Here is a 12,602-nt window from a genome sequence, read left to right on the forward strand (position 1 = left end):
TTTCGTGAAGAACAACACCAGCCCCGTCGAGGGCCCTGACGGCCTTGTCTACACCGCCCGCCTGCCGCTGTCGAGCGCCACCCTGAACTACCTCGCCACCGTGATACGCGGCCACTTGAAGAAGATCGGTTCGCGGTGGCGGGCCCTGCCCGCGGGGAAGATCGCCGGCATCGTGCTGGCGGTGCTGCGCTGTGACCAGCGGCCCGGTGACCTCGCCGGCGGGAACGCAGTGCACCGCACCACCATCACCCGGTGGGTGCGGGAGGCCGTCGGCCTGCTCGCCGCCCGCGCCCCGCGCCTGGACCGCGCACTCAAGAAGATCGCCCGAACGGGTGGCGGGGTGGTTCTGCTCGACGGCACCCTGATACGGACCCGGCGGCGCACCGGCACGGCGAACCGGAAGAACTACTCCGGCAAGCACAAATGCCATGGCCTGCTGGTGATCGCGCTCACCGACGACCGGGGCCGCCTGCTGTGGCTCTCGGCGGCCCGCCCCGAACGATCTTCGGAGATCACCGCCTGCCGCCACGACCAGCTCACCGCGAAACTGCGGGCGGCCGGGCTCGGCGCCATCGCCGACCTGGGCTTCGTCGGCCTCGACGACAGCGGCCCGGACACCGACCCGACGGTGATCACCGGCTACAAGGCCGCCCGTAACCGGCCCCTGACCCGAGGGCAGAAACTGTCCAACAAGGCACTGGCCGCTGTCCGGGCGCCGGTCGAGCACGGCTTCGCCCATCTCAAGAACTGGCGGGTCCTCGGCAAGGTCCGCACCGACCCGAAGTGGGCGACCATCCTGGTCAGGGCCCTGCTGGTCCTGACGAACCGCGAAGTCTCCCGATGACCGACGATCTTCACCGAAGTCATCCACCCGCGACCGGCACGAGTATCGCGAACCCCGCGCACACCAGACCCGCGACCTGCAACTTCACGATGCACACTGCTCAATGGTGACGGGCTCCGTTCCGTACGTGGCCATCGCGTCACGGTGGGTCGGCCGTCGCGGTTCTGCCTTTGCATAGTTCGGATCGTCCGTGAAAGGCGCCCACTCGGATAGATTCTGTCCTGTGTGCTCCGCGAAAATCTCCTCCGCGCGAGCCACGGGCAGAGGCATCGTGCCGTACGGCTGTACCGAGAACCCGGTACGGACTTGACCGTACAGGTGCAGCTGATCGACAGCAGCCACTCCGGCGTCGAAGTCCGGCACATCGTCTGGAGGCAGGAGGCCGAACGCGTCGTCCGACCATTCCCAACCGAGGTCGAGCAGGACGGTCTGTGCCTCTGTCTGTTGCCAATCGCTTCGGGCGACCAGTCCGTGATCGGGGTCCATCGAGAAGACCATGTTGGGGTTCTTCATCATCGAGCGCCCCCCTCGACTCGTCCCGCCGGCCCCGGCACTGTGGCGTGTTGCTGAGCAGTAGTGGGCCAGGCTGCGAGCTGGAAGCGCGCAGGACGGTCCTCGTGCTTGCCGACGCGGCATTCGTCGCCCGCCTTGCCCAGGGTCTTGTTCATCCGGGTCAGGAACCGGTCGTACTGCTCGTGCCAGATCACGGACGAGCCCGCCTCCGTATACGCGTCTCCTCTGGCGAAGGCCAAGGCAGAGATTTCATACGCCAGGCCCTCGTGCTGAGACCAGCAAGGCGGAATGACGTCCTGCGGTTGCCAGGCGTACCGCCCGTTCAGCCATCGGCACACGGAGTCCAGCCACGCTGGCATCGGCTCGGTCAGCTCCGCAGTCAGGGCTCCCAGGTCCCATGGGGCGGGGCCGTCCATTACGGCTGTCTTCGTGCTCCGTGCCGCGATGTATTCCAGGATCAGTGCGGGTGGCTCGGGAAACGGCTCGAAGGCGGAAAGGGTGTTATTCATGCGGTAGTTGCTCCTTCGCGCTTTGCCCACGCGGCGGCGTGGGCCTCGATCTGGTTTCTCCTGTCCGCGGTTTGCCGGGCTCGCTCCGCTTCGTTGGCGACTCGCAGCTCGCGAACGTGGCCCTCGATCTCGGTCCACGACTCCCACGTCCACATGCCGTCGAGTCTGGTGACGATCGGCGGGAGGTTGTCGGCGAGGACGAGGGCGTGGCCCTCGGGCAGGCCCCTGATCTCGTCTCCTCGAAGGACGGGTTCGAGCGCCATGTGCGTAGCCGTCGAGTGGCCACCGCGGTCCCCGCCGGACGTGGTTTTCGTCGTGCGCTCCCGTTCGACCTGACCGCACAGGTCGGACATGCCCTTCAGGAAGTCGGGGTCCTTGTCCCCGGGCAGGACGATGACGTTGTTGGTGAAGGCCGCCAGCTCCTTGGCGGTGTCCTCACCGAAGCGGGCACGAGCCGACGCCCACGCCTGGAGGCCGTAGACGACCGTGATGCCACGGCCCCGGCCGTCGGCCACGCGCTGGCGGAGGCTGGGAATCGGCGCGATGTTCGGCGCCTCGTCCAGGGCCGCGAGGAGAGGCGGGTCGAGTCGGCCGGCCGGGGAGGCGAGGGCGTGTGCCTCCGCGAGGTCCAGAAGGTCTTCGGCTATCGCGGTGGTCAGCGGCGCGACGCTGTTCACCTCCGAGTCCTTGCCGAGCAGGTAGAGGGTGCCCCCGGAGTCGAGGAACGCGCCGAAGTCCGTGGGGTCCTCTCCGTCTCCCTGGAGGGCGTTGATCACCGACTGGTGCATGAAGGGTTCGAGAGCGGCATCGAGGGTGCTGGCCGTGTTGCCGACGGTGCGGCTGTCGCCGGTGGTGGCCGTGCGAAGCGTGTCCGCCCAGCCGGGGCCGGCGCCCGGATGAGCGTTGAGGATGCCGAGAGGAGCCGGGTCGGTCAGCTTGCGGGCCCACCGCAGCACCCAGTCGAGAGACGCTCCGTCGAGGGCCGCGGCGTGGAAGAAGGCAGCGAGGATCTTGGAAGCCTGCCCCTTGTAGAAGGCGCTGCCCTCACTGGACTGAGCCGCACCGTTGGGGGTGCGCGAGCCCGCGACGAACGCTTTGGCCCTCATCATCGCGACTTCCGTTTCGGATGCGCCGTTGATCGGCGTCCACCGGAAACGCGGGAGGCTCGGAGCGATGTGCTGCGGGTCGAAGACCGCGACGGGACGGCCGTCCCGTCGGCGCGCGTCGAGGGTCAGTGCGACCAGATCGGGCTTGGTCGAGGTGGCGAGGACCGGTCCGGCCCAGTTGCGGACGAGCGGGGCGAAGAACCGCAGGGTTTTTCCGCTGCCCATGGGGCCGATGACCCGGCATGCCTAGTCGGCACGGGACCACAGCTCGACGCCCTTGGGGCGTTGCGAGGTTCCCAGCGAATAGCCGAAGTCGTGAGGATCGAGGGGGTGGCGCATGACGTGCTCCGGAACGATGAGGGGCGAGGAAGGAGAGAGCGGAGGGGTGGGTCAGCGTTCGGCGGACCGGTTCTTCGTGAGGTCCACCGCCGGGATACGGGTGAGCTGGTCCCCGCTCTGGGTGAGGGATGGACGGATCTCCGTGGCCTTCAGGACCGCCCTGGCAGACAGATGGCGCTTGAGCTGTGCCTTGGTGGCGAATCCGGCGTTGCGGCGGGCCCGGTTGGTCAGATGCCAGACCGTGGCCAGGGCCACCGCGCACACAGCGGTCAGCGCGTACAGGACCAGGGACGTCCCGCCGGGCATGACGTCCACTACCCGGTCCTCCGGGCGACGCGGGCCGCGAGGTAGCGCATCCGCCGGCCGCAGAGCCGGGACAGCGATGCGTCCGGCCCGGCACAGCGCGGCGGGGCCGTGTGGAAGGCGCTGTGCAGGTCTTCCGCCGCGCGCCAGATGTGGGTGACGGCCGTACGGACGCGGCCACCGGCAGCCGAGTATTCGCCGTGGTCCAGCGCGGTGGCCAGCGCCTTTGTGCGGCGGGCGAGAGCGAGGGCATCCGCGTGCAGCTGGTCGATCTGCTGCCGTACCGCGCGCTCGTCGCCCTGGAGGGCGGTCTTTTCGGTGGTGGTGGCGGAGAGGCTGCGATGGTTGTTCATGCGGTGTCCGGGGAGGTGCTGGTCAGGTCGGTCATCGAGCCGGAGGAGAAGCACAGGTGCTGTTCGGCTTCGACCAGGAGGTGCTGGACGCCGGGGTAGATGACCTCTCCGACCTTCCACAGCGCGATTCCCCGTCGCAGACGCGTGATGTGCTCCGCTGTCCAGGACGGCAGGCCCAGCCGGGCCACGGTGGCTTCCGCCTCGGATTTCTTCTGGGAGTAGATGACGATGGTGTCGGCCATTTTCAGGGCTGCTTGGGTCTCCGGGCTGTCGTCGATGTCCGACAGGTGGTGGACGATGAAGATGCAGCTCAGCCCGTAGCCACGGGCGAACTTCAGGAACTTCTCCAGCAGGCTGGCCAGTTGGGGAGTTCCGAGGACGTGCCATGCCTCTTCGCAGACGAGGATGCGCTTGCGCTGGGTGTAGCGGCGGCAGCCCGATGACGGATTCGGGCCCAGCTCCCAGGCGCCGGAGTTCGCGTCGACCACGATGCGTTCGTGCAGGCTCGGCTCCGTACCGCACTCGCACAGCGGGCGCAGCCAGACCTCTTCGAGGAAGACGCTGATGACGGCCACGAGGATGGTCATTGCGACGCCGCCGGACGGGACTTTGGTCAGGTCGAAGACGATCATGTCGGCGTCCAGGTCGACACCGAGGCTGGTCGGTCCGTCGAGCATGCCGGTGAGGTCGCCGGTCGCGTCCTGTTCGCTTCCGCAGAGCCGGTCCAGTACGTACGACGCCTCCAGGCCGTCGCCGAGGAGTTCGTCCCGCGTCCGCTGCTTCGCTGTCGCGTCGGATTCCTCCGGTGACCGGAGCGCGGCGGCGACGTCCGCGAGGACCGGCGTACGGCCGAGACCGCTCGCCCGCCGGTGGGCCCGGCGGATGGCGATACGCAGGGCGGAGCCGGCGAACTCGTCCAGGGGCTTGTCGAGGCCGAGTTCTACGATCGTCCGTACCAGCTCGATCTGGCGCTTGCCCGCGATGGCGGGGTCCATCGGGTTGATGCAGGAGGCTGCGGGTCCGCCGCCCGGGGTGAACTTCACCGGGGCCTTGCCGGTCAGCGAGCGGCCGAGCGCGGCCCACTCGCCCTCTTCCCGTTCCTTCTGCTCCTTGGTGTCGAGCACGACGACCTGACGGCCGAGGCGGATCTGCCGGGCGGTGTAGGTCTTGGTGAGCGCCGATTTTCCCCGGCCGGTGTCGCCCATCACGATCATGTTTCCGCCGGGCAGGCCGTCGCCGAAGGCCGAGAACGGGCAGTAGATGAACGCCTTCCCGCTGTACAGCTCCCGGCCGATGATCGCGCCCGCGGTGCCGAGAGTCGGCGGCGCGATGGGCAGGTAGAGGGCCTGGCTGGTGGTGGTTTCGGTGTGGAGGGGGCGCCGTACGGTCTCGTGCACCGGTGTGAGCGGCGTGAGCGGGGTGAAGTCGAGCAGGTTGGTCGTCGTCACTTGATGCCTCCGGCGAAGGGGAGTGTGGTGGCGAAGGCCCGCGCGTGTTCGAGGTCGAGCCACTCGATGCGCAGGTGGGCGTTGCGGGCGCGGGAGGCGGTCGTACGTTTCGTACGGTCCAAAGCCTCCCGGCTGCGCGCCGAGACGGTGAGGTAGCCGACGACGGCGGAGCCGGCCGCGCCCGAGGTGGCCAGGGCCATGCCGCGCGAGCCGGTGGCGGTGGCGGCGATCATGTCGCGCGGGTCGACGTTCTTGCCGCGGCGGCGGTCGCGCAGCAGCTCGGCCTGGTTGTTGGTGTCCTCGGCGAGCATGCGTTCCACGGCCTTGTCGTTCGGCTCCAGGGCCTGGGTGATCGCGATCGTCCTGATGACGTCGGGCATTCCGATCAGCAGCGGGGAGAGGAAGTCGGGTCCGACGGGGGTGGTCGGCCAAGCGGTGACGGCGGCCGTCGCGTGGTACCAGCTCTCGGTGGATCCGGCGGCGCGCGTCGCGACGTACTCCCCGTTCCGGACGTCGACGTTGCGCGGGAACGCGTGCGCCTGCGGGAGGCCGGTGTCCCAGATGGCGTGGTCGGGGTCGTACGTGTTGCGGATGAACGCGGTCATCCGGCCCTCGTCCAGCGGGGCGATCACGGAGAGGTCGGCGTCCTCGCAGCGGGCCCACAGCTCTTCCAGGTACGCGGCCATCGCGGCGGCGATACCGTCGTCACCGGCGCCCCGGGCCGCGCCGTCCGCCGCGAGGTCGCGGGTGAACTTGGCGTGGATGGTGACGTAGTAGCGGTGTTCCTCGGCCGAGGTGGAGATGGCGTTGGCGAGTGTGTCGTACGAGTCCTTGAGCCATGGCGGGACGTCGGCCGTGGCCGCGGACTCGTCGCGCTGGGCGATGAACCGCTGGTGGGCGTGCGGGTCGCTCTTCATCTGGCGGGCGAGGACCTGGATCCGCTTGACGGGGTGCTCTTCGACGTTGCCGAAGGCGTCGAGCAGTTCGCCCCACCGCTCCAGCGCGACGACCTGCTCGCCAACTTCCTTGCCGCCGAGGCCGGGTGAGGCGATTTCCAGGGTGGCGGTGACGCAGCGGGCTTCGGGCTGGAGTACGACGACGGCGTGCCGGCCGCGTACGGTCACCGGCACCCACGTCATCCCGGCGATGCCCTCCGGCGCGGTGAGGGCGCCGTCCGGCGGCGTACCGTCGCGGCGCACACCGGCCTCGACGGCGGGGGACACCCACACGCCGCCGGTACGGGCGAGCGCGCGGCGGTGGTAGCGCTTGATCCGCCACCAGCGGTAGACGGTACGGCGCTGGGACGTGCCGCGCGGGCGGTACGGGGCGTAGACGACGAGGAGCGCGAGGACGACGGGCAGGACGAGGCCGGCGGTGGCGAGCGCCGTGGCGCCGCTGAAGGCGTAGCCGAGCAGGATGCCGGTGGCCGCGCCGCCGCCGAGGAGGACTTGTTCGCCGAGGTCGCGGCGGCCGACCAGGCCGGTGGGGCGGTGCTTTCCGAACTGGTATGTGCGAGCGGACATGGGCGGGTCACTGGTCCTTGCTGGGGTTCGGCGGTGATGGCGGGCCCGGCGCGATCGATGGCCCTGAGCTGGGAGGGGAAGTGGGGCTGTTACCGCCGACGACCGGACCCGATCCGGCGCCTTGGCCGCGAGCTACGGTCGGTGCCGCGGTGTCCCCGCCCTGCTTCGGCTCGGGACCGCCGGTCGCGGCGTCGGGACCCTGGGCTCCGGGGGCGCTCGTGGCCTTGTCCTTCGCCAGGTCGACACCCGCCTTGACGGCGGCGGTGACCGGTTCGGCCGCAGCGACGGCACCGCTTCCGGCGGCTCCCGCACCAGCGCCTGCACCAGCTCCGGCTCCGGTTCCTGCTCCGGCTGCCTTGGTGCTCGCCGTACCGGCCTGCCCACCGACGGTGGCGGACGGCGACGCCGCCTTGCCACCCGCCGAGGGAGCCACCCCCGTACCGCCGGCCGACCTTCCGCCGCCCACCAACGCGTCCTGTACGTGCATGCCGAGAGCGCGGTTCGTGTGTGCGGCCGGGCCGTCGACCACGGAGGCCGGGCCGGAGGACTGGGCGCTCTTCCGGTCGTGGTGGAGCTGCGCCATCTCATCCCCGAAGGCGGGGACCCACTTGTAGAGCGTGGCGGAGGCGAACACCGCGAGCAGCAGGATCAGCGCCCCGACGAGCGTCTGCGAGACGGCGTCGGACATGCTGCCCGTCGAGTCGCTGAGGATCGCGCCACCCAGGCCGAGCAGGGCGAACAGGACGGGTTTGGTGAGTCCGATCGCGAAGATCGCCCCGATCCACTTCTTGCTCTTGCCCCACAGGTCCTTGTCGACCAGCCCCGCGTTCACGAGCGGCCCGAGCGCGACGGCCACGTAGATCGCGGCGCTGCGGATCAGCAGCTCGATCCACATCAGCAGCGCACCGCACAGCATGATCAGGTTGACGACCAGGAGCTGGCCGACGCCGTCCTTCGGATTGGCGGCCAGGACCTTGAGCAGGTTCTCCAGGAAGGGTCTGAAGTTGTCGGTCGCGTACGGCTCGAAGACGGCGGTGACCTCGTCGATCGCCTGCATCAGCAGGGCGATGGCCCCCGGCGTCAGCGCGTTGACCACGAACTGGAGGACCAGGAAACCGACCGCCTCACCCACCGCCGTCGTCAGCGCGACCCCGCGCACCGCCCGCTTGGCCACGGCGATCAGCCACAGAGCCACCGTGATCAGCGAGGAGGCCGCGAAGATGAGCGCGTACTGCTTGAGGAAGGCGCCGCTGGTCAGGTCGATCTTCGTCGTGCCCTGCATCAGCTCCAGCATCTTCCGCAGGAACCAGATGTTCGCCTCGGTGAGCTTCTGGAGCAGGAACCCCAACGGGTCCGTGGCGAAGTCGACGGCCGCCTTCGCCTCGCACACCATGGGGATGTAGCAGAACGGATTGGCCGAGGCGGACGGTACGAAGACGAACCCGAAGAACACGACGACCCCGACCACACTCCCGAGGCGCCGCCCCCACCGATAACCGGTGTCGTTACGGAAGCGCGGGCGCATCGCCGGCACCTCCCACGGACGCGAAGCTCGCAGCCGACGCCGCCTGCTCCTCCGCGGGCGGGGCGGGCACCAAGGGCTCCGACGGTGTGACCGCGAGCGTCTTCCAAGTCCCGTCTGCCCGGGTGAGTTCCACCGTCATACGGAGGAAGGCGACCTGCGGGCGTTGCGTCTCGTCCGTACCCGCGACGCCACCGACGGACGCCGTCCACAGCTCGACGCTCGCGGCCCGGCCGGAGTACGACACGGACCGCGTCGCCAGGACAGCGGTCCGCGTGACGAGCACGCCACCGTCCACGGTCCGGCCGTCCGCGCCGAGCGCACGGTTCTCAACGACCAACCGCGCGGTCGCGTCGGCTTCGGACGTGACCGTCCCCAGCACACTGCGGGCGGCCGTGGCATTCAGCATCCGGTGCCGCCAGCCGCTGTCCGTAAAGAAGCGCGGATCGCCGTAGAGCATCGCGGCGCTGGTCGCCGCTGCGCGCGCTCCCCGCTCAGTGTGTACGTACGCGGCGGGGAAACCATCCGTGCCCACCGAGCCGCTCAGGACCGGGTCAGCGGCACCGGCCGGTACGTAGTCGACGAAGTCCCGCGCGACGTTGGACGCCTGCCGGGTATCGATCGGAGCGACTAGCCCGCCGGTAGCCGAACTACCCTGCATCTTCCAGTCGTTGTCCTCCCAGGTCAGGGTGAGTGTGACCGTCTGGAAGGCCGCGCGCGGTGTCGCGTGCCCGGCCGCACTGCCACGTACGGTGGTTATCCACAGACGGACTGTGGCCTTGTGGATATCGAATCCCAGCACCCGCGCGGAGAGCACACCGGTACGCGCGATCGCCCGCTGGAGATCGACCTTGGCGTTGTCACCGCGCAGCTCACCGAGCACCCGGCCAGCCCTGCGATCGGCCTCCCTGGCCGCTGCCGAGGCGACACTGCTCACGCCCATGACCGCCACCGCGCGATGCCGGAAGCTTCTGTCACTGAGGAAGCGCGAACTCCCCATAATGACCGCGTAATTCGCCGCAGCGGCCTTGGCGCCGGCCTCCGTACGGGGATAGCCGACAGGCACGCCGTGGACGAGACGGCCCCGGCTTTCAACGGCCTTCGGCGCCACGTGTCCTGGGGAGGAGACGGCGGAAGGTGGTGTCACCGTGTCGTGGTGGGAGAGGCTCAGGATCAGCCCGGTCGCGGTCGCGGCGGCGACCGCGCCGGCCGCGAGGCCCCAGAGCTTCGCTCGGAATCGACCAGGCATGGGTCACACCCCCATGCCGTAGGTGATGCCGACGATCGTGCCGAGGGAGGCCACGAGGAAGATGCAGGCCAGACCGCCGACCATCATGCCCTTGCCCCGCGAGCTGTCCATGGTGGAGTGCCCTTCGCCGAACCACCCCTTGCTCTTCCCGATCCCGGCGAGGAAGGCGCCGACCCCGATGGCGAGAACGATGGCGGCGAGCACACCGAGTAGGACCTTCGCGGTGTTCCCGAGCTTCCCGAACGGGCCCCAGTCCGGCTTGACGCCGGTGACGACGTCTGCGCCTGCCGCGAGAGTGGTGTGAAGGGATGGATCGGCAGCAGCAGAGATGAGGGCGTGCATGAAGGTTCCTTCGTTGTGAAATGAGGAGAAACGGACTACGGGCGAGGGGGCGCGCTCAGCCGACGTGGCGCATCGCGACGATCTGCGGCGTCCAGTAACTGAGGGGCTTGATCCGTACGACGGCCCCGGTGTGCGGTGCGTCGATGACCTCGCCGTTGCCGATGTACATCCCGACGTGCTCGGGGCCGGCACTGCCCAGGCCGCTTCTGCGCAAGGACATCCACCAGCCCACCAGCGGCGAACCCCGCCGCCCGAGCACCGGCATCCACGTATGCCCGATCCCGGCCATCCCGAGCGTCGTGCTCCGCGTACGCCGAGGTGAACGAACGCGCCGCACGGTCAACGGCGTCAGGCAGGGTGTTTTTCGGACCCGAACCTCTCGCTGAAGCTCCGGCAGTTGATGAACCGGTTTGCGGTGGGTGACGGGCACGCGAGTCCGTGGCGGCCGTGGTGCCAGCAGTTGGGTTGGCACAGCCGGTGGCCATCACGAACTGGGCAGCCAGAGCGCCAGCCGTGATTGACATGCGGATGAAGCGGGTGCAGCGGGGCATGCGGAAACCACGACCTTGGTGCAGGGGGAAACGAATAAGTGCGTAGCCGGCTACGAGGCGCGAAATCAAAGGTCGCTGCGGCTGGCATCGGCGCATCGCCGGATGGCCTGAGTGGGAATGATGGGCTTCTTGGGTGTACTACTCTCAGATGAGGGCGTCACCCCACGGTTAAGCGCGCATTGCTGTCGCCGATTTACTGCGTAGGTAGGTATTTTCGTGTGTCGAGTTGTCGATGCTGAGAATATTCTGGGTTGAGCTGAGAGTGACAACGTTGGATCGCCGAAGGTGTTCGACGTGTTGAAATCTTGGCACGAGGCTGCGGACAACTCGAATCAACGCGAATTTGGGAACTTCTTTCCAGAATGGAAGGTTTTCCTGGATTCGCGATCGGGAGAGCCGGGCGCTTAGCGATGGCGTGTCGTGATACGGGCTGCTTCCGGGCAGTGGCCCGTGCGCAGGCGAGCCGTAGTTGCCATTTAACTAGGGCTGATGAGGATCGGCGGGTCTTGAGCGGATGGTCAGTCCTGGAAGTTGCAGATAGCGGTCCAGTCGACCGTGCCGTCCCCAGCGTTCTTGTACTTCTCCTGGCACGCCCGCTTGTCGTTGCTGCCTACGGGCTCATCGTCGGTGAGCGAGCCGATAAACACGCTGATTACGACAGCGGCGGCCAGCAGAATTCCGCACACCGCCTTCACTGACCAGACCCTCGGTGGTCGTACATGCGGTGGCGTCGTCTTCTTTACCGGCCGCTGCCCTGTGGGCTTCACTGCGGTGGGCTCGGATGCCTCCACGACGGTCACTGTCGGCTGCTCTCCGGGAGCGCGCAGTGTGATGGTGACGGCCTGGCCCTCCAGGCGGAACATCTTCGCGATGCCGTCCCGCTGCTTCACTGCCTGGCTTACTGTTCTGTACCGCCATTCGCGCATCTTCTTGCCCGGTACGTAGCAACGGACCACGTAGTCGTCGTTGTCCATGGGCTCCCCCTGCGTTCTGGGTGATGCTGAAACAACCGCCCGCTGGGGCTGGGCTAAAGAAGGCCGCCCGTGATCAGTCCCAGCCAGGGGGCCGCCTCGCGACCGCCGAAGATCGGTGGCATTTTGACCTTGGGCTGAGGAATCGGCTTGTTGATCTCTGCGATGCTCGCCAGTACGCGCTCGCCGGCGGCGCGGCGTTCCGCTGTGGTGAGCGGTGAGAAGCGCCCCTGCGGGTCGTTCCGCGTGAGATGCCTTGACCGCGATGCCACGTGTCCCCCTGCGCGCTGAAGTGTGGCGGCAGGCTACTGGCCGGGCCGCGTGCCGGTCGATAGCATCAACGTGTCCTCGGCTGATCTGGTATGAAGCGTCGGCCCGCCCGCACTCCCCGGGTCGGTAACGGACTCGTCACTCTTCTGCCGTTGTCGAAGCCCCGGTGCGAGGGTGTAGCGATGCGATCACGCTCGGCACTGGCGGCCACGGCCGCGCTCATGGCAGCTCTCGCTCTGGCCAGCTGCGGCGGCTCTCCGGAGGCGAAGCCGACCGACGACTATACGTACGTCCCGCCCGACGAGGAGTACGTCACCGACGATGTGGAGGAACCCGTCGTGGATGAGAACGACGAGGAGGAACTCGTCGTGGACGTGCCGGACGAAGAAGAGCCGGACTTCGAGGGTGGCGGCGAAGGCGGGCCGACCGAGGATGTCTTCCCGAAGCGTCCTGTACGGCAGACCGATGCGGGCGTCATCGCGACCAAGGAGGCTTGGGGCGAGGGCTGGCCGTGGAAGGCATCCGACGTCGTGATGGGGTGCAGTGACGCGATCAGCGGCGGTGCCTATCTGGACGCCGGCGGGAAGAAGTACCTGCTGTCCGGCACTATCGCCCGACCCGGATTCGTAGACGGGAACGCGCTAGGCGACCTGTGGAATCAGGGCGACACGGATGTGCTGGTTGAGTGGCAGGACGCGGCGGACAGGCTCTGCCCGGATGGCGCGTGATGGCCGTGCTGCGGTGGGGCGCGGCCGAACC

General features: G+C 68.5%; 14 protein-coding genes. 2 read left to right on the plus strand and 12 right to left on the minus strand.

What is annotated here, in order from left to right; all coding sequences use genetic code 11:
• Positions 1 to 4 precede the first annotated feature (4 nt).
• Complete coding sequence (locus DVK44_RS16690; protein WP_114665184.1) at positions 5 to 844, plus strand: transposase family protein; 840 nt, start codon at positions 5 to 7, stop codon at positions 842 to 844.
• 84 nt (positions 845 to 928) lie between these two features.
• Here the strand turns inward: DVK44_RS16690 and DVK44_RS16695 are convergent, their stop codons facing one another.
• The 12 genes from DVK44_RS16695 to DVK44_RS16750 form a co-directional block, all read right to left on the minus strand.
• Positions 929 to 1,360: a hypothetical protein gene (locus DVK44_RS16695; RefSeq protein ID WP_114660389.1), complete on the minus strand. Its 432-nt coding sequence runs from the start codon at positions 1,358 to 1,360 to the stop codon at positions 929 to 931.
• Complete coding sequence (locus tag DVK44_RS16700; protein WP_228447191.1) at positions 1,357 to 1,866, minus strand: hypothetical protein; 510 nt, start codon at positions 1,864 to 1,866, stop codon at positions 1,357 to 1,359. The genes DVK44_RS16695 and DVK44_RS16700 overlap by 4 nt, the downstream gene beginning before the upstream one ends.
• The gene (locus DVK44_RS16705) at positions 1,863 to 3,197 is read right to left on the minus strand and encodes a type IV secretory system conjugative DNA transfer family protein (RefSeq protein ID WP_228447192.1); all 1,335 of its coding nucleotides are present in this window, start codon (positions 3,195 to 3,197) and stop codon (positions 1,863 to 1,865) included. The genes DVK44_RS16700 and DVK44_RS16705 overlap by 4 nt, the downstream gene beginning before the upstream one ends.
• A 165-nt stretch (positions 3,198 to 3,362) precedes the next feature.
• Positions 3,363 to 3,626 (minus strand): hypothetical protein, encoded by a 264-nt coding sequence (locus DVK44_RS16710; RefSeq protein WP_114660390.1) that lies wholly within the window; start codon positions 3,624 to 3,626, stop codon positions 3,363 to 3,365.
• Positions 3,626 to 3,967: a DUF6238 family protein gene (locus tag DVK44_RS16715; protein ID WP_114660391.1), complete on the minus strand. Its 342-nt coding sequence runs from the start codon at positions 3,965 to 3,967 to the stop codon at positions 3,626 to 3,628. Before DVK44_RS16715 ends, DVK44_RS16710 begins: the two co-directional genes overlap by 1 nt.
• The gene (locus DVK44_RS16720) at positions 3,964 to 5,415 is read right to left on the minus strand and encodes an ATP/GTP-binding protein (protein WP_114660392.1); all 1,452 of its coding nucleotides are present in this window, start codon (positions 5,413 to 5,415) and stop codon (positions 3,964 to 3,966) included. The genes DVK44_RS16715 and DVK44_RS16720 overlap by 4 nt, the downstream gene beginning before the upstream one ends.
• A complete protein-coding gene (locus DVK44_RS16725) occupies positions 5,412 to 6,938 on the minus strand; it encodes an SCO6880 family protein (RefSeq protein ID WP_114660393.1) in 1,527 nt (508 codons plus the stop codon). The genes DVK44_RS16720 and DVK44_RS16725 overlap by 4 nt, the downstream gene beginning before the upstream one ends.
• A gap of 7 nt (positions 6,939 to 6,945) precedes the next feature.
• On the minus strand, positions 6,946 to 8,463 hold the full coding sequence (locus DVK44_RS36400; RefSeq protein WP_228447193.1) for a hypothetical protein: 1,518 nt from the start codon (positions 8,461 to 8,463) through the stop codon (positions 6,946 to 6,948).
• Positions 8,444 to 9,709, minus strand: a complete 1,266-nt coding sequence (locus DVK44_RS16735; protein WP_228447194.1) for a hypothetical protein — start codon at positions 9,707 to 9,709, stop codon at positions 8,444 to 8,446. Before DVK44_RS16735 ends, DVK44_RS36400 begins: the two co-directional genes overlap by 20 nt.
• Positions 9,710 to 9,712: 3 nt before the next feature.
• Positions 9,713 to 10,051, minus strand: a complete 339-nt coding sequence (locus DVK44_RS16740) for a hypothetical protein (protein WP_114660395.1) — start codon at positions 10,049 to 10,051, stop codon at positions 9,713 to 9,715.
• A gap of 55 nt (positions 10,052 to 10,106) precedes the next feature.
• Entirely contained in the window at positions 10,107 to 10,271 is a 165-nt protein-coding gene (locus DVK44_RS16745; RefSeq protein WP_408055326.1) for an NlpC/P60 family protein, read from the minus strand.
• A gap of 849 nt (positions 10,272 to 11,120) precedes the next feature.
• A complete protein-coding gene (locus tag DVK44_RS16750) occupies positions 11,121 to 11,576 on the minus strand; it encodes a hypothetical protein (RefSeq protein ID WP_114660396.1) in 456 nt (151 codons plus the stop codon).
• 488 nt (positions 11,577 to 12,064) lie between these two features.
• Between DVK44_RS16750 and DVK44_RS36405 the strand changes: the two genes are divergently transcribed.
• Positions 12,065 to 12,571, plus strand: a complete 507-nt coding sequence (locus DVK44_RS36405; protein ID WP_162793881.1) for a hypothetical protein — start codon at positions 12,065 to 12,067, stop codon at positions 12,569 to 12,571.
• Positions 12,572 to 12,602 lie beyond the last annotated feature (31 nt).

Source organism: Streptomyces paludis (genome assembly GCF_003344965.1).
Taxonomy (GTDB): domain Bacteria; phylum Actinomycetota; class Actinomycetes; order Streptomycetales; family Streptomycetaceae; genus Streptomyces; species Streptomyces paludis.